This window comes from Agrobacterium sp. H141, from assembly GCF_057158725.1.
Window position 1 is genome coordinate 2,403,146 of the sequence record NZ_CM169893.1, and the last position, 19,602, is coordinate 2,422,747.

The window sequence follows — 19,602 nt, forward strand, 5'->3', positions numbered from 1 at the left end:
TTTCTGATCGGAAACTTGTCAATATATATTTCTGATAGGAAATTTTTTGAGTGCGAGATGGTCGAAAATCCACCCGTCCAAGGACTTTCTTGTGGCCGTTCGCCTATGAAAATCCATCTCTTACGACGCAGTGTTGCGAAAATCAGTGATTTTCATATAGGATATTTTTTTAACAACTGAGCGTCACCGGAACCAAGAGTGAACCACCGGGCGGATATTACAATGCCAATCATTCTGATCGTGGGGGGAGCCATGGGAAGCGGAGGCGCGCTGGCGCGCCTGCTGTTATCGCGCGGCTGCCAGATTGTCCTGGTGGACCCTGCGGCAAGCCAATGCGATCTAGGCTCGAACGGCCGCAAAGGCAGGCTCTTTCCGCTTGACGTGGATCTCTCCCGTGCCGACCTGGCGGATGTCGCGCTGGCTTTTTGCCATCGCGTGGCCGGCCCACCCGAGGGCCTGTTCGTCAACATGCATCGCAGCACGGTCGCGCCTCTCGACCAATGGAATGCGGAAATGTTCGACGCGGATATCGCTCACAATCTGACCATCCCGTTTTTTCTGGCACGCAGAGTCGCCCGGGACATGATGCTTCAAGGGCGCGGGGCAATCGTCTTCACCGGATCGACGGCAGGTCTGACGGGGACGGTCGGCAAGGCACCGTTTCACGCGGCAAAGGCCGCCCTCTCCGGGCTTTGCCGGGCACTTGCGGACGAATTCGGTCCCGGTGGCTTGCGCGTCAATTGCCTGATGCCGGGCTGGATCGATAGTCCATGGGGCAGGAGCACCACGATCAAGGCTGCCAGTATCCCGCTACGCCGGCTCGGAACGATGGAGGAAGTGGCGGCTGCGGCGCATTTTCTGCTCGAGGAGCCATATATTCATGGGACGGAGCTCGTCATAGACGGTGGCGACACAGCCGCGGCCGGACTGCGTAACGACCCATCCGAGACACCATACGACCGGAGGATAGTATGACTGAAAAGAAGACCGATCAACGCCCGGCGCAACGGGCTACAAAGACCGAAAATGCCGGATTCTTTTCCGAAAACAAGATAGGCCTACGCCTGAAGGACGTGCGCCAAGGAATGGGGTTGAAGCTCAACGACCTGAACCGCATGACGGATGTCTCCATTTCCTATCTTTCGAAGATCGAGAATGGCCAGGTATCCCCGTCATTCGACATCATCAAGCGGATCTGCGACGGGCTTAACATCAGCATCGAGGATTTTGTCCGCCCCGGAGAGAAGAGCCAGATTTCCGGGCGCAAAACCGTGACGCTGATCGACGAAGGCGTCCATTTCACCAGCGGCGAATACGACTACAAGGCGCATGGAACGGAATTGTCCCGTAAAGGCATGGTGCCGCTCGAAATGCGCGTCCGTGCCCGCTCCATCGACGAGTTCGACCATTGGAGCCGCCATGCGGGCGAAGAATTCGTCTTTGTGCTGTCCGGTGCAATTGAAATCCACACCGAGCATTATGCGCCTTTCCGGCTCGGCGCCGGTGAAAGTGCGTATTTCGACAGCAGCATGCGCCATCTCTATGTGACGATCGGCGAGACGGACGCCCATATCCTTTCGATCTCGCACGATCCCAACGCCGGTTCCGCCGAGCGTATCAATCACTTCATGAACCCAAGCACGCGCCGGGTGGAAAGGGAATTGATCGATCCGCCGCGCAAGACCGAGAAGCGGGCTGAGATCTCCTGAGAAAAAAGTTTCCTATAGGAAATATTTTTCTTGAATGTCTGCCTCTGCCTGCTAAAACGCGAAGACAGTCGGCGCACGCAGAGGAACCATCATGAAAATCACCGCCATTGAAGCCTTCCCCTTTCGCCTGAAGCCGAGACGGGACTTCAAATGGGCCGGGTTGCGCGAGGATCTCGGCGGCTTCGTCGCGGTCAAGATCGAGACTGACGAAGGCATTACCGGATGGGGCGAGGCAACGCCCCTGCCCGACTGGGGTGGCACGGCTGGACGCCGCTCCGGAGAGACGCAAGCGACCGTGGTCGCCATCATCAGAAACGTGATCGCGCCGACCCTGATGGGCAGCGATCCGACGGCAATCACCTCGGCCCGCAAGGCCTTGGCACGCGCGGTGATCGGCAATGCCTATGCAAAATGCGCGATCGACATCGCCCTTCACGACATTTGGGGCAAGAGCCTCGGCCAGCCCATCTACAAGCTGCTGGGTGGCGCGGTGCGCAACAGTGTGCCTGTCTCGCATATGGTCGGCCTGATGGGCGACAGCGACGCAATGGAGGAAGCCGCCGGCGCTGCGGCAGACGGATTGCAGGCCTTGCAAATCAAGGGCGGGGTCGATGCCGAGCGCGACATCCGCCTGATCGGGGCGCTGCGCCGCGAATTGGGTCCCGACATCATATTGCGGCTCGATGCAAACCAGGGCTACCGCGACGCCCGAAACGCCATCACCATCGTCAAGCGACTGGCAGATGCCGGCGCCCATGCCGTGGAGCAACCGGCAGCCGACCTGCCGTCGATGATCGAGGTGACGCGTCAGTCGACGATTCCGGTCATGGCCGATGAATCCTGCTGGGATGTCTGCGACGCCATCGAGCTTGCCGGCACACGCGGATCGGACTGGATATCGATCTACCTCGCCAAGGCCGGCGGCATCCGGGGCGCGACCGAAGTCGGCACGGTGGCTGACGCCATGAACATCCGCTGCGATGTCAATGGCTCGATCGAATCCGCCATCGGCAATGCTGCCAATATCCATTTCGCCCTGGCGACGCCCAGTGTCGAACTCGCCTGTGTCGTCCCGATCAACGCCCCGTCGGGCACCCATCCCTGCAAGGTGGGAGGCAACTATTATGTCGACGATGTCGTCACCGCGCCGTTCGAGGTGAAGAACGGCGCGCTGCTTCCACTCGACAAGCCCGGCCTCGGCATCGAGATCGACGAGGAAAAGCTCGCGCGCTACCGGGAAGACTGATCCATGACCGCTGCAACAACCAGGACCATCGTCATGATCGACGGCTACCGCGTTGCCGCCGATATCGGGGGGACCTTCACCGATATTGCCTGCCTGTCGCCAAGCGGAGAACTGGTAACGCGCAAGGTCCCCTCAACGCCGGACGACTATGCACGGGCGATCATCACCGGCATCGACGCGCTCGGGGACGGTCATGGCATACCGGGCACCGCATTTGCCGAGGTTCTGCATGCCTCGACTGTGGCAACCAATGCCATTCTCGAGGGCAAGGGCGCGCGCACAGCGCTGATCACCACACGCGGCTTCCGCGACGTGCTGGAACTGCGTCGCATTCGGGTGCCGAGGCTGTACGAACCGTTGTACGAGAAGCCTGCGCCGCTCGTGCCGCGCCGTCTGCGCTTCGAACTGACCGAGCGGCTCGATGCCACCGGCCAGGTGCTCACGCCGCTGGACAGCGTCGAACTCGAGGCACTGGTCGAGGAGATTAACGGCCTGGACATCGAAGCGGTTGCCATCTGTTTCCTGCACGCCCATGTCAATCCCGCGCATGAACGGCAGGTGGCGGACGCGCTGCGCCGCCGTTTGACCAATGTCTTCCTTTCGGTCTCGCACGAGGTGCTGCCGGAAATCCGCGAATACGAGCGGACCTCGACGACGGTGGCCAATGCCTATATCGGCCCGACCGTCGCCACCTATCTGCGCTCGCTCGCACAGCGGCTCGAGCAGCGCGGCATCAAGGGAAGGCTTTTGATGATGCAGTCGAGCGGCGGCACGCTCGACATCGAACATGTGATCGCCAAACCCGCCACGGTGGTGGAAAGCGGCCCGGCCGCCGGTGTTGTCGGCGCGGCCCATCTCGGCGCACGGGCCGGCTATCCGGATATCATCACCTTCGACATGGGCGGCACGACAGCGAAAGCCGCGCTGATTGAGAACGGTCGCGTGCTAAGCACGGACGAATACGAGGTCGGCGGTGGCATTTCGCTGTCGAGCCGGCTGGTGAAGGGCGGTGGCTACGCCCTGAAGCTGCCGGTCATCGACGTCTCGGAAGTCGGCGCCGGCGGCGGCAGCCTCGTCTCGATCGATGCGGCAGGTGCGCTCAAGGTCGGCCCGCAAAGTGCCGGTGCCGCGCCGGGCCCTGTCTGCTACGACGCCGGCGGCACCGAGCCGACCGTGACCGATGCCAATGTCGCTCTCGGCTATCTGAACCCGGATGCCCTGGCCGGCGGCTCGGTGCCGATCAAGGCGGAGGCGTCCCGACAGGCCTTCGCGGACCGGATCGCCCCCGCGCTCGGTTGCAGCATGTGGGATGCAGCATTCGGGGTTCACCGTCTCGCCAACATCACCATGATGCGGGCCGTCAAGGCGGTCTCGACCTATCGCGGCCGCGATCCGCGCGATTTCACCCTGTTTGCCTTCGGCGGCAATGGTGGCGTCCATGCCGTGGCGCTGGCGCGTGAGCTCCAGATGAAACGTGTCGTCGTGCCACCGGCAGCCGGCGTGTTCAGTGCCGTCGGACTTCTGTTCGCGGACTTCGAGGTCTCCCGCTCGGCCGCATTCCTGAAACCCGTCGAAGAAACCGCGATCGCCTCCATGATCGCCAGGCTCGACGCCATGGAGCGCGAGGTCCTTTGCGAACTCGACAATCCGGATGCGGTGGTGACCTGGAAGGCGGACCTCAGATATGCAGGCCAGGCATTTGAACTGGCGGTCGAGGTCCCCCGAGATCTCGATCCGGAAAGCACCATGGCGGCCATGCGCAAGAGCTTCGAGGACGAACATGTGCGCACCTACGGCCACGCTTTGTCGGACAAGCCGATCAGTTTCGTCACCTTGCGCGTTCTGGGCGCGATCGCAGCGCCGTCAACCGGCTCCCTCTCTCTCAGCAGGGCCGCGAGTCCGGGTACGGGTACAACCCGGCCGGTCTATTTCGGGTCCGAGCAGGGGCTTCATGACACTGCAGTCATCGGCCGGCACGCGCTGGATGACGCCCCCCGGTCGGGGCCAATTGTGATCGAGGAATATGAAGGCACGACCGTGGTTCCGCCGGACGCCCGGGTCTGGCGCGATCGTTTCGACAATATCGTCATCGAGTTCCATCAACCGGAGGTCTCGGCATGACGCCCGCTCTCGACCCCATTCTGCTCGAAGTCCTGAAAAACGGCTTCGAGGCCATCGCCGATGAAATGGCCCTCATCCTGATGCGAACCGCCCATTCCCCGATCGTGCGGGATGCAATGGATTACTCGACCGCCTTGTGCGACGCGCAGGGCCAGACGATCGCGCAAGGGCTGACGACACCGATGCATCTCGGCAGCTTCTACGATGCGATGCGCCATCTGGCCGTGCAATATGCCGGCAACATCCATCCCGGCGATGTGTTCATCGCCAATGACCCCTATCTGGCCAGTGGCCAGCACCTCCCCGACATCTATGTCATCGAACCGATCTTTTCCGGCGAACGTCTGTGCGGTTGGGCAACCACGATTGCCCACCACGCCGATATCGGCGGCCTGGTGCCAGGCTCCAACTCGATCGGGGCGACAGAAATACACCAGGAGGGCCTGCGGCTTCCGTTCCTGAAACTGGTCGACCGCGGCGTTGAAAACGCGATGCTCATCGACATCGTCGCGGCCAATGTGCGTGTGCCCGATCAGGTGATCGGCGATCTGCGCGCCCAGATGGCCGCAGCCCGCGCCGGGGTGCGCGGCCTGGGCGCCCTGCTGACACGCTATGGAGCCGAAACGGTTTCCCGCTATGGCGACGCCCTGCAGGATTATGCCGAGACGCTGGCGCGCAAGGCGATCTCGGAGATCGCTGACGGAACCTATCGGTTTGTCGATCACATCGACGGCCTGGGGGAGACGCCGGAACCGATTGAACTGCATCTGGCGCTGACGGTCTCAGGCTCGGAAATCACCGCCGACTGGACCGGTACGGCTGCACAGGTCAAGGGCGGGATCAATGCGCCCCTCTCCTTCTGCAAGTCGAACGTCTATGCCGCCCTGCGCTCGATCATGCCCGGCGACGTCCCGAACTGCCATGGCTATACACGACCGATCCATGTGACAGCGCCTGAGGGAACGCTGGTCAATGCGGTCTACCCAGCGCCCTGCGGCGCCCGCGGCATCACCGGTTACCGGATCATCGACTGCATCTTCGGAGCCCTGGCCGGAGCCTTGCCAGAACGGGTTTCGGCCGACGGCACCGGTGGATCGACACTGCCGAGTTTCGGCGGCATCGGAGCAAACGGCAACCGTTATGTCTTTTCCGAATGCGTGATGGGCACCTGGGGCGCAACGTCGTCCCATGACGGTCAATCCGGCGTTCCTCATATGGGATCCAACCAGTCGAACGTTCCAATCGAGATGATCGAGGCGGATTATCCAATCCGCATTGAGCGCTATGGCTTTGTCGCCGATAGCGGCGGTGCCGGGGAGTTCCGCGGCGGGGTCGGGCTCGAGCGGCAATATCGCGTCCTGTCCGACGACACCTATTTTGGTGTTCGCTCCGACAAATGCGTGCATCCCCCGCATGGTCTGTTCGGCGGCAAACCCGGCGAACCATCGAGCAATGTCGTCAATCCGGGGAACCGTCAGCGCATTCTGCCGCCGCTTCCGACCGAACCTGTGACGCTGGAGACCGGCGATGTGTTCCGCCATGTCATGGCGGGTGGCGGCGGATATGGCGATCCCCTTGACCGTGATCCGATGCGCGTTCTGAACGATGTGATCGACGGGCTGGTCAGCACCGGCCATGCACGGGAAGCCTATGGGGTTGTCTTGAGTGAGGGCGAGGACCCGAAGGTGAATGAGCCTGAGACCCAAGCGCTGCGACGGAAGCGACGCGGAGCAGCGGCACCTGGAAACTGAGAAAACCAAGGCCGGTGCGAGAGCCTCATTGCACCGGGAAGCGGAGAACAGGCATTATGTCAAACACAGCGCGGGTCACATCCGATCTCGATCCCTTCTCGCCGGAGTTTCGGGCCGATCCCTACAAGGCCTATGCGATGCTGCGCGCGCTCGGCCCGATCGTCTGGCTGGAGAAGCACGAGATCTGGGCTGTCTCCCACCACGACACCGTGGCCGCCGTGCTCACCGACTGGGAGACGTTCAGCAATGCCGGCGGCGGGGGCCTGCCCAACTATTTCAAGCAGAAGCCATGGCGGCGCCCGAGCATCATCCTGGAGGTCGATCCGCCGGAACACCAGAAAGCGCGTGCGGCACTGACCCGGGCATTGTCACCGAAGACGTTGCGCGCCATTCGCCCACGCTTCGAGACGGATGCCGCGATGTTCGTCGATGCGGTGGCAGACCGCGGTACGATCGACGCCATGCCGGAGCTCGTCATCCCCTATCCGCTCAAGGTGTTTCCGGATTCTGTCGGCATTGAGGAAACGGGGCGTGAAAATCTTCTCGCTTACGGAGCCATGGTGTTCGGCGCCTTCGGCCCGGCAACGCCCTGGTATGAAGATCTCCTCAGCAAGATCGGTCCGGTGCAGGACTGGGTCCTTGCCCATTGCAAGCGCGAGGCGATTGCGCCCGGTGGCGTCGGCGAGATGATCTATCAGGCCGTCGATGCCGGAGAACTGACAGAGGAGGAAGGCGGCCTGCTGGTCCGCTCGTTCCTGTCAGCGGGTGTCGATACAACGATCGACTCCATCGGTCTGTGCCTGCGGGCGCTGGCCGAGCATCCGGACCAATGGGCGCTGCTGCGCGACGACCCAAGCCTTGCGCGCAACGCCTTCGAAGAGGCGACCCGTTATGATTCATCCAGCCAGAGCCTGTTTCGCACGACGACGCGCGAAGTGGAATTTGCCGGCACAGTGCTTGGAAAACACGAAAAAATCATGTGTTTCATCGGCTCCGCCGGCCGTGATCCGGCCCGTTGGGAAAAGCCTGATACCTTCGACATTCGCCGCCGGACCGTGGGGCAGATCGGCTTTGGCGTCGGCATCCACGGCTGTGTCGGCCAGATGTTCGCCCGTCTGGAAGCGGAGGTGTTTTTCCAGGCATTGGTGGCCCGCATTGAAGCGCTGGAGCCGGCCGGCCCGTCACAGGTCCGGCTCAATCCAGGCCTCAGGGGTGTGACAAGCCTTCCGCTTAAACTCACGCCCCGCAAGCATTGAAAGGATAATACGCACATGCCCAAAGTCACCTTCATCAGCGCAGAGGGAGCGGAAACCGCGCTCGATATTCCTGTCGGCCACAGCCTGATGGAAGCTGCAATTCACGCCAATCTGGACGGGATCCTCGGGGAATGCGGCGGCTCGGCCAATTGTGCCACCTGTCATATCTATGTCGAAAGCGGCAATCTCGACGCCTTGCCGCCGATCGGCCCGGTCGAGGAGGAGATGCTGGAGGCGACATCCAGCGAACGCACGGCAAAGAGCCGCCTGTCCTGCCAACTGCCCATGTCGGCAGCGCTGGATGGCCTGATTGTCCGGCTCCCGCCGACCCAAGTCTGAGCACGGGACATCCGGTGGCGCCGCTCTCCCATGACGACTATGTGGCTCACGACGCGACAGGCCTGGCGGGGCTCGTGCGTCGGCGAGAGGTGGCAGGCCACGAATTGCTCGATGCAGCACTTCGGCGTCTGGCATGCGTCAATGGATCGCTGAACGCCGTTACGGCTCTGTATGAGGCACGTGCACGTGCACGAAGTGCGGTTGTGCCGTCAGACGCAGCGTTCGGCGGCGTGCCGTTTTTGATCAAGGACCTGTTTACCGACCTTGCCGGCACCGTCTGCGAAAATGGTTCGGCCTTTTTCTCCCCAGCTCCCGCTGTCTCGAATTCGACCGTAGTCGATACCTTCGAGGCAGCGGGCTTTTTGATTTTTGGCCGGACACACAGCCCGGAATTCGGCGGCACATCGACCAGCGAAAGCCGCCGGCATGGCGTGACCCTGAACCCATTCGACCTCACCCGCACAGCCGGTGGATCAAGCGGTGGTGCGGCGGCCGCTGTCGCCTCGGGTGTCGTTCCCGTGGCGCACGCGACCGATGCGGGGGGCTCGATCATCATCCCGGCCGCCTGTTGCGGGTTGTTCGGCCTGAAGCCGTCGCGCGGACGGGTAGCGCTCGGTCCCTCACGCTTCGAGGGCGCGGCGGGCCTTGCGGTGCAGCACGTCCTGACCCGCACGGTTCGTGACAGCGCCGCATTGCTCGACATCGAATGCAGCGGAGAACGGATGGCAGCCCATGCGCCACGGTATTTGGCGGGAGGTTTCGCAAGGGCACTCGGCAAGCAGGGACGGCGGCTGAAGATTGCTCTCGTCGGCCGCTCGGTCCATGGCATCGAGCCTGCAGCGGACTGTCTCACGGCACTGGAAGATGCCGCGGCGCTGTGTCAGTCGCTGGGACACGCCGTCGAACCGGCGACCCTACCGGTTTCGGCGCAAACGTTCTGGGATGCCGAACGCGCGCTGCGCCTGGCCTCCGTGGCGATGACGGTCCAGGGCATCGAACATCGCGTCGGGCGACTGGCGACCGAGGCAGAGCTTGAGCCGGTGACCTGGCAACGTTACCGCGCGGGGCTCGATGTTTCGGGAACAGACATCCTGCAGGCGCGTGAGCGGATGCTGGAAACCGAATTTGCCATGCAGCGCTTCATGCAAGACTATGACGCCATCCTGACGCCTGCGATGGCCGAACTACCGCCCTCTCCCGGCACCATCAGCCTTGAGCATACCGACGCGGCGGCGGCCGCGCTCAATCGCCGTTATACGAGTTTTTCCGGGCTCTATAACTGGACCGGACAGCCGTCGATGTCGGTCCCCCTTGGAACGACCAGAAACGGGATTCCCGTGGGCGTGCTCTTTGCCGGTCGCTATGGTGACGAGGCGTTGCTTCTCGGATTGGCGGCCGAGCTGGAAGAGGCAAACCGCTGGACCGGCCTTGCGCCGCAAAGCCAATTTTTGACGGGCTCGGAAAACGCGCCCGGTGGAAGGGAATAACGATGGGAAAGGTTCTTGTCGCCGGAGGCGCAACGGGCATCGGCCGGGCAGCGGTGCTGGCCTTTGCGGCTGCGGGCCACGACGTGCTGCTCGCCGACATCAATACCGAAGGCGCCGCCGAGGTGATCTCTCAGGCGGCAAAAGGGCGGGTAACCCACCTGTCCATCGATCTCTTGGCGCCCGACGCCGCCGACCGATGTGTCGCTGCAGCCGTGAATACGCTCGGTGGTCTCGACACGGTCTTCGTCACGGCCGCGATCCTGCAGTCGGCCCCGTTGAACGACTGGACGCTGGAGATGTGGGAACGGTCGATGGCGCTCAACCTGCGCCTGCCTTTCCTGCTGGCCAAGGCTTCAGCCCCGCATCTGATGCGCTCCGACAATGGCAGCCTGCTCTTTACGTCTTCTACCGGAGCGCTGCGCGGCCATGCGGGCATGCCGGCCTATCATGCCAGCAAGGCGGGCCTGATCGGCCTTGCCCGTAGCCTGGCAGACGAGTTGGGACCGCATGGGGTGCGGGTCAATTGCCTGCTGCCCGGGTGGATCGAGACACCGTTCAACGATCCGTTCTGGTCGCATCAAACGGATGCCGACGCATCGCGCGCCCGGATCGAAGCCGCCATCCCTCTGCGACGGCAAGGGGAACCGCAGGACGTGGCTGGTGCCGTGTTGTTCCTGTCGTCACCCGCCGCCCGTTACATCACCGGCACGTCGCTGGTCGTCGATGGCGGCTATACCGCTGTCTAGTTTCCGTTATCACGCATCAAGGGCCTCTCTATGCCAGTCATCCGCGACCCCTATTCCTCCGCCATCCGTCCGGTCCTCGAAGGACGGCGCGGTGCCGTCTCCGCCGCGCACCCTCTTGCGGTCTCGGCGGGTCAGGAAATCCTGCTTGCCGGCGGCACGGCGGTCGACGCAGCCATCGCGGCACAGGCGGTCCTGACCGTTCTGGCACCGGACGCCTGCGGTCTCGGTGGCGACATGCTGTGCCTGGTGCATGAACCGGGTGGCGCCGTGCATGCCATCAATGGCGCGGGGGCTGCCCCTGCGGCCTATGCCGGCGAAGAGCTTGAGGGCGCCAACGGCATCACGGTCCCCGGCATCGTTGCCGCCTGGAGCCAGGCCTCAAGACGCTGGGGGCGCCTTGCTCTTGCAGACGCATTGCAACCCGCCATCCGCATTGCGCGGCAGGGTTTCCGCCTGACGAACATCCTTGAAACGGCTTGTATTGCCCAACGCGACCGTCTTCTGGCCGGCGGGGCTGAGAGCTGGGCGCTGATGGGGCTATCGCGCGGCGATCTGTTCGTTCAGCCTGCCCTTGCAGGCTTATTGGAAGCGATTGCCAGAGATGGCGAGGCCGCCTTCTACCAGGGATATGCGGCAGAGGCGATCGCCAGAGCGGTCGGCGCTCTCGGCGGAAGACTGTCACGCGACGACCTCGCCAACCATGCCTGCGAGATCGTTGCCCCCATCCTGACGGAATGGTCCGGGGTGAAGGTCGCGACCCAGCCGCCGATGGCGCAAGGCATCCTGCTCAACATGGCGCTGGCTGCAGTCGAGCAGTCCGGGAGACCGACGGGAGCCGCCGCCGATCATGCCGGTATCGAACTGACGGAATCGTCCTTTGCCTATCGCGCCCGCGTCGGTGAAGGTCTGGCGTTGCTGGATGAACGGTTGACCTTCGATCCGGAGCGCGCCTTGCTGAGGGGCGGTCCCCGCGCCTATCTGCACACGGCCGGCGTCGCAGTCTCCGATGACAGCGGCCTGACCGTCTCTTCGCTGGTCAGCGTGTTCGACGATTTCGGCTCCTGCGTCTACGTGCCGGAATGCGGGATCACCCTCAACGACCGCGCCGCCGGCTTCGGACCGGCGCCGAATGACGTGGCGGCCGGCAAGCGCCCGGTGCATACGCTGGCACCCGCACTCGTCGTTTCATCCGAGGGCGCCCTGGCATTGGCAACGCCCGGTGCCGACGGACAGGTGCAGACCCTGCTGCAGGTCCTGTCGAAAATCTACCGCGACGGCGAAGACATCGCCTCGGCCGTGGCGGCACCGCGCTGGCGCAGCGAAAACGGCAATGTGCTGATCGAGGAAAGCCACCCGGCACGCGCGGCCCTTGCGGCCAAGGGCCATGCCTTGCGCCCCCTTGCCGATGGTGACACGCGCTTCGGCGCAGTCGTCCTGGCCGGCACGCTGGATCAGGCGCCCATCGCCGTATCCGACTGGCGGCGCATGACCTGGTCGGGCGTCATCTGACGAACCATGGCAACGCGCTCAGGTGAGCATGCGCTGCAAGTCCTTTGCCGCGTCCTGAAGCACAGGCAGAAGTTCTGTGATCAGCTGCTCCTTGGACACGAGGCTGGTGAAGGTGAAGGTGTTGAAACTGCCGACCACAGCGCCCTTCACATTGAGGATCGGGACCGCCAAGGAGCGCACGCCCACCTGCATTTCCTGGTCGACCAGCGCATAGCCCTTCGTCCTGGCAGTCTCGAGTTCGCCCCGCAGCGCATCGATTGTGCGGATGCTGGCATCTGTCATCGGTTCCAGAGTGACCTGCGCGAGGACCTGCTCACGCTCGGCATCCTCCATCGCCGACAGGATGGCGCGGCCCGCGGACGCATAGGCAATCGGAAAGCGGCGCCCGATCGTCAGCGCGGGAGAGATCAGTTCATCGGTATTGGCGGAGGCGACATGGACAATGAAAAGGCCGTCGACAATGCCGAGCGCAACCGGAAAGCCGGACTTGTCGCGGATGTTCTCCAGATAGTGCTGCGCCTTCTCGCTGAGCGGCACGGATGACAGGTATGCGTATCCCAAATCCATGACTTTCGGCGTCAGGCGGAACAGGCGGGCGTTCTGCTCCACGAAACCGAGGCCGACCAGTGTCAGAAGATAACGCCGCGCACCGGCGCGATCCATGCCGGTCTTTTCCGCCACCTGCGACAAGGTCATCTGCGGGTTGTTTCTGTCGAACGCCATGATGATGTTGAGACCATGCGCGAGCGAGCCCACCATGGACTTGGTCTTTTCTTCTTTGTCCAAATGCATGTCAGTCACGAAAAAAATCCACTTTGCATAAATACAACGGCGACAGGCACGCCAGTCGAGCACCTAAGCAGCCACGCATAGGCTTCGCAAGCCGGAACAATCTCGCCACCCGCCGCCCGCCGCCCCAAGTGCCGGTGGTGCGCGTTGAGCCATTGTCCAGCGCCGTCGATCATCCAGTGCCCCCTGCACCGATCTCCGCCGGTTGTATGCACGAATATAGAGAGAACTGGCAACCGAATAATTTGCTCATGGTGAACTAATGTGCATTATATGAACTTTGATGCATTGGCCTGCGCGCCGTGAGGAAAGTCGATCATGAAAATAGTCGTAGCACTGGGCGGCAACGCATTGATGCAGCGCAACGAACCACCCACCACCGCCACCCAGTGGAAAAACGCGAGGATCGCAGCGCGCTCTCTCGAGCCGGTGGCGCGTTCGCATCAACTGATCCTGACCCACGGCAACGGACCGCAGATCGGACTTCTGGCGATGCAGGCGGAAATGTTCAAGGCCGCTACGCCCTATCCCTTCGATGTCATGTGTGCGGCCACGGGTGGGATGATCGGTTACATTCTCGAACAGGAACTCGGCAATCTCCTCGGCTATGACGTACCGATCGCAACCATCCTGACCCGTGTGGAGGTTGACCCAAACGACCCGGAATTCGCAGATCCGAGCAAATTCATCGGTCCATCTTTCGATGAGGAAGAGGCGAAGGCGCATGCCACGACCCACGGCTGGCAATTCAAGCTCGACGGGAAAAAGTGGCGCAGGGTCGTGCCATCCCCGCGCCCCAAACGGATCCTGTGGCACCGTCCGATCCGCTGGCTGCTGGAAAACAATGCGGTGGTCATTTGCTCCGGCGGCGGCGGCATTCCGGTCATAACGACGGGCGACAACACGGTGGAAGGCATAGAGGCGGTCATCGACAAGGACCGGGCCTCCAGTCTGCTGGCCACCAAGGTTCCCGCCGACCTTTTCGTCATCGCAACCGATGTCGAGGGCGTCTATGAGAACTACGCCACACCGGATCAACGGCTTTTGCGCGATGTGACACCCGAGCAGTTGGATCAGGAGACCTTCGCCAAGGGGTCGATGGGCCCGAAGATCGAGGCGGCACTCGCCTTCGTGCGAGCGACCGGGAAGCCGGCCGCCATCGGAGCACTGCATCAGATCGACGACATCGTGCAGGGAAAGGCCGGCACCCGTATCATCCCCCGTCACACTGGTTCGTGACGATGGATGTGACAGCCCGACGGATCGGCGCATTTGCCGCGACGCAGTTGCCTGACGGCCCCTGCCCGCTGCGTCTGCTCGCGCAATTCGACCGGCATGTCTATCTGGATGTGAAATCGGCCAAGGGCGGACCTCTACTCGTGTTGACGGGGCCGAATGAGCCTTCAGGGCCGATGAACCTCGCGCTTTGCGCTTGGCCCGATTGGGACGACATGGCGTCCCAGGCCGACGGCCTCCTGCAAGGACAGGAAATTGCCCTTCCTGGGCTTCGCATCGCACTGAACGACATGCAGATCTGGCCGTCCGCCACGCCAAGGCTGGATGGTTCGCAGATAAGGGGGTTCCTGGAGCATCTGATCATGGCCGCCCGGGCACGCACACATCATTCGCCGTTGCTCGCAACTGTGCTCGCTCACCCTGAATCGCGCACCATGCCCGACTGCGATCTCGGCCGACTGGCTACAGGGCTCGCGTGTGGCGACACGTCCGCAATCTTCGACGGCGCCGCGCACATGGCAGGACTGGGCGCTGGTTTGACGCCGAGCGGCGATGACTTCCTGTGCGGTGTCATGACCATGCTCTGGGCCACGTGGCAGTCACCTGAGAGCGCAGCGTTCGCGATACTGGCGGCAGCAAGGGGTAGAACGACAACCTTGTCGCATGCTTTCATGACAGCTGCGGCACATGGACATGTCTCGGAGGCGTGGAAAGATTTGCTCCTGTGCTGCGAAAGACGAAACCTTCACAGCAATCTGCAGCAGAGCCTGGATGCGGTCCTGGCACACGGCCACAGTTCCGGTGCCGACACGCTGGCCGGATTCATATGGGCCGGATTTCTGCAACGACGATAAGGAGCCGAATGGCCTGTCGCGCGCCCTCAATTCCCTGTTTGGGGGCTCATCAACGGGGCCTGTCGCGCGCCAGATGGCAGGCGACGAAATGCCCGCTCGTCGTCACTTCCAGCAGCGGCTTCTCGACCGAGCAGCGCTCCACGGCAATCGGACAGCGATTGCAGAAGCGGCAGCCCGGCAGCACGTCCAGCGGACTGGGCAATTCGCCCTTGATGCCTTCGAGCTTTGGCTTCTCACCGTTCTTCACCTGCGGGACAGGCACGGATTTCAACAGCGCGCGCGTATAGGGATGCCGCGGGGTGGCATAGAGTGCCTCGCTCGGCCCGATTTCGACAATCTCCCCCAGATACATGACGGCGACGCGATGCGCGATGTGCCGGATCACGGCAAGATCGTGGGAAATGAAGAGATAGGTAAGATCCTTTTCCCGCTGCAGCTTTTTCAGCAGATTGATGATCTGCGCCTGGACAGAAACGTCGAGCGCGGCGATCGATTCATCGAAGACGATGAAATCCGGCTCGACGGCGAGCGCGCGCGCAATGCCGATCCGCTGGCGTTGCCCGCCGGAAAATTCGTGCGGGAACCGCTCCATCTGCGAGACGTCGAGCCCCACCAGCTCCATCAATTCGACGACGCGTTCGTCGCGCGCGCGCCCCTTGGCCAGACTGTGGACTGCCAGCGGATCGGCGATGATATCCTTGACCCTCATCCGGGGATTGAGCGAGGCAAAAGGGTCCTGATAGACCATCTGCATGCGCTTGCGCATCTGCCGGACTTGCCGGGAGGACAGCAGGCTGAGATCCTGCCCGTCGAACACGACGCGTCCGCCGGTCGGCTTCTGCAAATGAAGGATGGCCCTGCCCGCCGTGGATTTACCGCAACCGGACTCGCCAACCAATCCGAGCGTCTCACCCTTCTCGATGGTAAAGGTCAAGCCATCGACCGCGCGCACGGTGGCGCTCGCGGCGGAGGCGAAACTGGCACGCCCGGCGCCGAAATGCACGTCGAGATCATCGACGGATACAAGCGGCTTCACGCGAATGGCGCCGTCCTGTCTGGAGTTATTCATCTCTGTCGATCCTCCAACAGCGTGCAAAATGTCCGGGAACAACTTCATCCAGCATCGGTTCGACCTCGCGACAGCGATCAATCGCATAGCGGCACTGCGAGACAAAAAGACAGCCCGTCGACAACGGGTCCTTGTCCAGGGGCGGAGGAAGTGTCACCAGTTCCTCGACAGGCGGCACATCGACCCGGGGCATCGAGGCAAGCAGCGCTTCCGTATAGGGGTGCACAGTGCCATTGAAGATCGTATTGGCCGAAGCTGACTCGATCTGCGTGCCGGAATACATGACGATCACCCGGTCGGCGAGCGATGCGACCACGCCGAGATCATGAGTGATCCAGATGATCGACATCTTGTATTCCCGCTGCAATCCCTTGATCAATTCGATGATCTGGGCCTGGATCGTCACATCGAGTGCCGTGGTCGGCTCGTCGGCGATCAAGAGGTCCGGCTCGCAGATCAGCGCCATGGCAATCATCACACGCTGACGGATACCACCGGAGAGCTGGTGCGGATAACTCGCCATGCGCCGTTCAGGCGCGGCAATTCCGACCTTTGCAAGGGTCTCGACGCCTCTCTGATAGGCCGCCGCCTTGCCGAGGCCGAGATGGTCCCTGGCGAGGTCCGACAGCTGCCGCCCGACCGAAAGCAGCGGGTTGAGCGCAGTCATCGGATCCTGGAAAATCATCGCGATCCGGTTTCCCCGAATCTTGCGCATCTGCCGCGGCGAGAGCTGCGTGAGATCCTGCCCGTCAAACAGGATCTCACCGGATTCCACCTCTCCGGGCGCGCGCACCAGATCGAGAAGCGCCAGAACCGCATTGGATTTCCCCGAACCGCTTTCGCCGACAATGGCGACGATCTCACCCTTGCCGACGTCGAACGACAGGTTCTTGACCGCATTCACGGTTTTCCGGTTCGATCGAAAGGTGACGCTCAGGTCTCGGACACTCAGCAACGGTTCCATCAGCTCTACTCTTTCAGGTATTGCCCATTGTAGGCGCGAAGCGCTTTGACAAAACAGTCTGATGGTGCGCGGGTCTGGCCGGCTCCGATCACGCCACCCTTGCGATGGGCAATCGCGGTGTCGATCACCGGCGTCACATCATTCTGCACGACCTTGCGGATGTCGATCCCAGCCGGCGCACCGGCGAAGTCCATGTTCGGGATCTTGAACTCGGCAAGGAGATCGACCGTGATGCCTTGCATGTTCTGAACCAGGGAGACCGCCCGTTCGAAGGAACCGTCGACAAATTGCTGGAGCACGGGCGCTGCGGCCTGCGCATGTCCACCGAGACCGATCGTTTCCATGATGGCGCTGTCGCCAATATCAGGCACCGCATCGGCATCGCTCCATTCCGACGAAAAGTAGAGACCCTGAATACGATTTGCGGGTGCGGTGAACCATTGATCGCCGAGGCCGGCGACCCTGATGCCAAAGTCGACGCCATTGCGGCACATGGCGGTCACGACGGTGCTGTGCGCGATCCCTGCCATCGAATCGGCCATCGCCTTCGCGGCCGCCATGGAAATACAGAGCGCAAACTGTTCCGCGCCCGTCAGGTAGTCAATCGCCTCACGACGCAGATCACGGTCTTCACAGGTCTCGTAGATCGCCAGCACAATCGCGTTCAGCACCATGGCACTGCCGGCGCTGTTGCGATTGTGGCATTCATCGCCCATTTCCAGAGCACGGGAGAGGATCGGCTTGACCGGTAGTCCGCCGAGATGGCGGATCGCGGCGCCGAGAACGGGACAGAGCACCGTTTCGAGCCAGGTCCAGCGCTTGCGGGCCTCGCGGTTGTAGTCGTCCCGGTTTTGTAGACCGGAGGCCGGCCCCTGAAACAGCTGGGAATAGCCGTAGCTGTCGTGAACTGGATCGTGGACCACAGCCAAGGGACTGGAAGCGCTGGTGATACCGGCCATGCCACCCACGGCCTTGTAGTGATGACAGGGTGCAATCACGACCTTGTCGGCCCGGATGAGCTCTTCCGCTTCGCTCTCGGTCGAAGCCAGTCCCTCGTGCAGGATTGCCTGGACCACTCCCATTTTCTGGGGGCCGCACATATCGTCCCAGGCGATCGGCGGACCGGCGTGAAGCACGGTCGACTTCGTCATGCCGGGCAATACCTCGATTGCGGGGCGCACATCGATCCAGACGGGTTTTGCTGATGCCAGCCGCGAGAAGGCTTCACGATTGGCGTGTTCGACGGTTTCGGCAAGGCTCATGCTGCAGCCCCCGTCACCTTCTGCCCGAAGGCCTTCAGCGCCTTTTCAAAACAGGCCAGCGGAGCCCGCACCTCGCCGGCGCCGATCAGGCCGCCATTCTTGTGGGTGATCGCCGTGTCGATCAGAGGCGTAATGCCGGTCTGCACCACCTTGCGGATATCGATCCCGATCGGCGCCGGCGCAAAGTCCATGACCGGGATGCGCACGTCGTTGTTCGATCCGACACAGATCTCCCCCATCTCGAGCGTGTTGGCGATCGCTTGCTGGACGCTGCCCTGAACATATTGGGTGACCGTCGGAGCCGAAGGCTGGATGAAGCCGCCAAGACCAACCGTTTCGGTGATGGCGCTATCCCCGAGATCCGCCGTTGCGTCCTCCGCGTTCCATTCCGCGCGGAAAAACAGGCCGCGCACATGATTGGCCGGTGCCGTAAACCACTGGTCGCCCAGACCTGAAACCTTGATGCCGAAGTCCACGCCGTTGCGGGCCATGGCGGTCACCACGGTCGAATACTCGATGCCTTCTGCCGCAACCAGCATCGATTTGGCGGCCGCCATGATCGCATGCAGCAGGAAATGTTCCGATTGCACCAGAAACCGGATCGAGTCGCGAACATCGTCGCGCGGCAGGTCCACCTCGAGCAGATGCGGATAAAGCTCACGCAGAAAGAGCGCAGTCGAGGCGATCGTCCGGTTGTGGCACTCGTCGCCCATCTCGACCGCACGGGAAATGATGTTGCGGATGTCGATCGGCCCGGAGGCCTTCAGCGCCGCCTTCAGCACGGGGGCAAAGACCTTGGCCTGCCAGGAGAGAATCTTGCCGACGCTCTCATCGTAATAGCCCCATTTCAGCAGGCGCAATCCGCCGCCCTCGGAGATGCAGCTATAGGCACGATTGCCGAAGGTGCTGTTTTCGACAACGAGCATCGGCGTGGAGGCCGATGTGATGCCGGCACCCGCGCCGACGGCGGCGTGGTGGTGGCAGGGCGCGGTCAGGATATCGCCGCTGCGGATCTTCGCAATGGCTTCATCCTCGCTGCTTGCCAGGCCCTCCCAGAGCGCGGCACCGACGATGCCGTTGCGATGCGGTCCACACATGTCGTCAAAGGCGATTGCGGGCGCCGAATGCAGGATCAGATTGGGCTTCATGCCCGGCAGGACGTCGATGGCAGGCGCAACATCGACAAGCTGCGGCTTGCCCTGACGCATGATGTCGAGCGTCTTCGCATTGGCCTGTTCAATCAACGTTTTCAGTTGGGACATGT

General features: G+C 62.5%; 17 protein-coding genes. 12 read left to right on the forward strand and 5 right to left on the reverse strand.

Going from position 1 to position 19,602, the window contains the following annotated elements; all coding sequences use genetic code 11:
- Nucleotides 1-222: 222 nt before the first annotated feature.
- The 10 genes from ACWPM9_RS10915 to ACWPM9_RS10960 all read left to right on the forward strand — a co-directional run bounded on the left by ACWPM9_RS10915 (nucleotide 223) and on the right by ACWPM9_RS10960 (nucleotide 12,164).
- Nucleotides 223-975, forward strand: a complete 753-nt coding sequence (locus ACWPM9_RS10915) for an SDR family NAD(P)-dependent oxidoreductase (RefSeq protein ID WP_484755137.1) — start codon at nucleotides 223-225, stop codon at nucleotides 973-975.
- The gene (locus tag ACWPM9_RS10920) at nucleotides 972-1,709 is read left to right on the forward strand and encodes a helix-turn-helix domain-containing protein (RefSeq protein ID WP_484755138.1); all 738 of its coding nucleotides are present in this window, start codon (nucleotides 972-974) and stop codon (nucleotides 1,707-1,709) included. Before ACWPM9_RS10915 ends, ACWPM9_RS10920 begins: the two co-directional genes overlap by 4 nt.
- 91 nt (nucleotides 1,710-1,800) lie before the next feature.
- Nucleotides 1,801-2,955 (forward strand): mandelate racemase/muconate lactonizing enzyme family protein, encoded by a 1,155-nt coding sequence (locus ACWPM9_RS10925; protein ID WP_484755139.1) that lies wholly within the window; start codon nucleotides 1,801-1,803, stop codon nucleotides 2,953-2,955.
- A 3-nt stretch (nucleotides 2,956-2,958) separates the two neighbouring features.
- Entirely contained in the window at nucleotides 2,959-5,076 is a 2,118-nt protein-coding gene (locus ACWPM9_RS10930; RefSeq protein WP_484755140.1) for a hydantoinase/oxoprolinase family protein, read from the forward strand.
- Nucleotides 5,073-6,827, forward strand: coding sequence for a hydantoinase B/oxoprolinase family protein (locus ACWPM9_RS10935; RefSeq protein ID WP_484755141.1), 1,755 nt, complete (start codon nucleotides 5,073-5,075; stop codon nucleotides 6,825-6,827). Before ACWPM9_RS10930 ends, ACWPM9_RS10935 begins: the two co-directional genes overlap by 4 nt.
- Nucleotides 6,828-6,883: 56 nt before the next feature.
- Nucleotides 6,884-8,083, forward strand: coding sequence for a cytochrome P450 (locus ACWPM9_RS10940; protein ID WP_484755142.1), 1,200 nt, complete (start codon nucleotides 6,884-6,886; stop codon nucleotides 8,081-8,083).
- Between the two features lie 15 nt (nucleotides 8,084-8,098).
- On the forward strand, nucleotides 8,099-8,422 hold the full coding sequence (locus ACWPM9_RS10945; RefSeq protein WP_484755143.1) for a 2Fe-2S iron-sulfur cluster-binding protein: 324 nt from the start codon (nucleotides 8,099-8,101) through the stop codon (nucleotides 8,420-8,422).
- A 14-nt stretch (nucleotides 8,423-8,436) separates the two neighbouring features.
- Nucleotides 8,437-9,909, forward strand: a complete 1,473-nt coding sequence (locus ACWPM9_RS10950; protein ID WP_484755144.1) for an amidase — start codon at nucleotides 8,437-8,439, stop codon at nucleotides 9,907-9,909.
- A 2-nt stretch (nucleotides 9,910-9,911) separates the two neighbouring features.
- Nucleotides 9,912-10,655, forward strand: coding sequence for an SDR family NAD(P)-dependent oxidoreductase (locus tag ACWPM9_RS10955; RefSeq protein WP_484755145.1), 744 nt, complete (start codon nucleotides 9,912-9,914; stop codon nucleotides 10,653-10,655).
- Nucleotides 10,656-10,685: 30 nt separating this feature from the next.
- Nucleotides 10,686-12,164, forward strand: a complete 1,479-nt coding sequence (locus tag ACWPM9_RS10960; RefSeq protein ID WP_484755146.1) for a gamma-glutamyltransferase — start codon at nucleotides 10,686-10,688, stop codon at nucleotides 12,162-12,164.
- A gap of 18 nt (nucleotides 12,165-12,182) precedes the next feature.
- Here ACWPM9_RS10960 and ACWPM9_RS10965 read toward each other — a convergent pair whose 3' ends face one another.
- Nucleotides 12,183-12,956 carry an IclR family transcriptional regulator domain-containing protein gene (locus ACWPM9_RS10965; protein ID WP_484755147.1) on the reverse strand — a complete coding sequence of 258 codons (774 nt, stop codon included), beginning with the start codon at nucleotides 12,954-12,956 and terminating at the stop codon, nucleotides 12,183-12,185.
- A 315-nt stretch (nucleotides 12,957-13,271) separates the two neighbouring features.
- On the opposite strand from ACWPM9_RS10965, the gene arcC reads away from it, so the two are divergent.
- Together arcC and ACWPM9_RS10975 are read left to right on the forward strand one after the other, a co-directional pair.
- Entirely contained in the window at nucleotides 13,272-14,192 is a 921-nt protein-coding gene (gene arcC / locus ACWPM9_RS10970) for a carbamate kinase (protein ID WP_484755148.1), read from the forward strand.
- 2 nt (nucleotides 14,193-14,194) lie between these two features.
- The gene (locus ACWPM9_RS10975) at nucleotides 14,195-15,043 is read left to right on the forward strand and encodes an oxamate carbamoyltransferase subunit AllH family protein (protein ID WP_484755149.1); all 849 of its coding nucleotides are present in this window, start codon (nucleotides 14,195-14,197) and stop codon (nucleotides 15,041-15,043) included.
- A 49-nt stretch (nucleotides 15,044-15,092) separates the two neighbouring features.
- On the opposite strand, the gene ACWPM9_RS10980 is transcribed toward ACWPM9_RS10975, so the two are convergent.
- From ACWPM9_RS10980 to ACWPM9_RS10995, 4 genes are read right to left on the reverse strand one after another with little or no spacing between them, the layout of a single operon-like run.
- On the reverse strand, nucleotides 15,093-16,112 hold the full coding sequence (locus ACWPM9_RS10980) for an ABC transporter ATP-binding protein (RefSeq protein ID WP_484755150.1): 1,020 nt from the start codon (nucleotides 16,110-16,112) through the stop codon (nucleotides 15,093-15,095).
- On the reverse strand, nucleotides 16,105-17,076 hold the full coding sequence (locus ACWPM9_RS10985; protein WP_484755151.1) for an ABC transporter ATP-binding protein: 972 nt from the start codon (nucleotides 17,074-17,076) through the stop codon (nucleotides 16,105-16,107). Before ACWPM9_RS10985 ends, ACWPM9_RS10980 begins: the two co-directional genes overlap by 8 nt.
- A 5-nt stretch (nucleotides 17,077-17,081) precedes the next feature.
- Nucleotides 17,082-18,338 carry a YlbE family protein gene (locus tag ACWPM9_RS10990; protein ID WP_484755152.1) on the reverse strand — a complete coding sequence of 419 codons (1,257 nt, stop codon included), beginning with the start codon at nucleotides 18,336-18,338 and terminating at the stop codon, nucleotides 17,082-17,084.
- Entirely contained in the window at nucleotides 18,335-19,600 is a 1,266-nt protein-coding gene (locus tag ACWPM9_RS10995; protein WP_484755153.1) for a YlbE family protein, read from the reverse strand. Before ACWPM9_RS10995 ends, ACWPM9_RS10990 begins: the two co-directional genes overlap by 4 nt.
- Nucleotides 19,601-19,602: the final 2 nt, after the last annotated feature.

Excerpts from the sequence above, each read along its gene's own strand:
- ACWPM9_RS10990 (WP_484755152.1), bottom strand. The coding sequence starts at position 18,338 with ATGAGCCTTGCCGAAACCGTCGAACACGCCAATCGTGAAGCCTTCTCG.
- ACWPM9_RS10955 (WP_484755145.1), top strand. The coding sequence starts at position 9,912 with ATGGGAAAGGTTCTTGTCGCCGGAGGCGCAACGGGCATCGGCCGGGCA.
- ACWPM9_RS10930 (WP_484755140.1), top strand. The coding sequence starts at position 2,959 with ATGACCGCTGCAACAACCAGGACCATCGTCATGATCGACGGCTACCGC.
- ACWPM9_RS10925 (WP_484755139.1), top strand. The coding sequence starts at position 1,801 with ATGAAAATCACCGCCATTGAAGCCTTCCCCTTTCGCCTGAAGCCGAGA.
- ACWPM9_RS10915 (WP_484755137.1), top strand. The coding sequence starts at position 223 with ATGCCAATCATTCTGATCGTGGGGGGAGCCATGGGAAGCGGAGGCGCG.
- ACWPM9_RS10960 (WP_484755146.1), top strand. The coding sequence starts at position 10,686 with ATGCCAGTCATCCGCGACCCCTATTCCTCCGCCATCCGTCCGGTCCTC.
- ACWPM9_RS10920 (WP_484755138.1), top strand. The coding sequence starts at position 972 with ATGACTGAAAAGAAGACCGATCAACGCCCGGCGCAACGGGCTACAAAG.
- ACWPM9_RS10935 (WP_484755141.1), top strand. The coding sequence starts at position 5,073 with ATGACGCCCGCTCTCGACCCCATTCTGCTCGAAGTCCTGAAAAACGGC.
- ACWPM9_RS10940 (WP_484755142.1), top strand. The coding sequence starts at position 6,884 with ATGTCAAACACAGCGCGGGTCACATCCGATCTCGATCCCTTCTCGCCG.
- ACWPM9_RS10945 (WP_484755143.1), top strand. The coding sequence starts at position 8,099 with ATGCCCAAAGTCACCTTCATCAGCGCAGAGGGAGCGGAAACCGCGCTC.
- ACWPM9_RS10980 (WP_484755150.1), bottom strand. The coding sequence starts at position 16,112 with ATGAATAACTCCAGACAGGACGGCGCCATTCGCGTGAAGCCGCTTGTA.
- ACWPM9_RS10995 (WP_484755153.1), bottom strand. The coding sequence starts at position 19,600 with ATGTCCCAACTGAAAACGTTGATTGAACAGGCCAATGCGAAGACGCTC.
- ACWPM9_RS10985 (WP_484755151.1), bottom strand. The coding sequence starts at position 17,076 with ATGGAACCGTTGCTGAGTGTCCGAGACCTGAGCGTCACCTTTCGATCG.
- ACWPM9_RS10975 (WP_484755149.1), top strand. The coding sequence starts at position 14,195 with ATGGATGTGACAGCCCGACGGATCGGCGCATTTGCCGCGACGCAGTTG.
- arcC (WP_484755148.1), top strand. The coding sequence starts at position 13,272 with ATGAAAATAGTCGTAGCACTGGGCGGCAACGCATTGATGCAGCGCAAC.
- ACWPM9_RS10965 (WP_484755147.1), bottom strand. The coding sequence starts at position 12,956 with ATGCATTTGGACAAAGAAGAAAAGACCAAGTCCATGGTGGGCTCGCTC.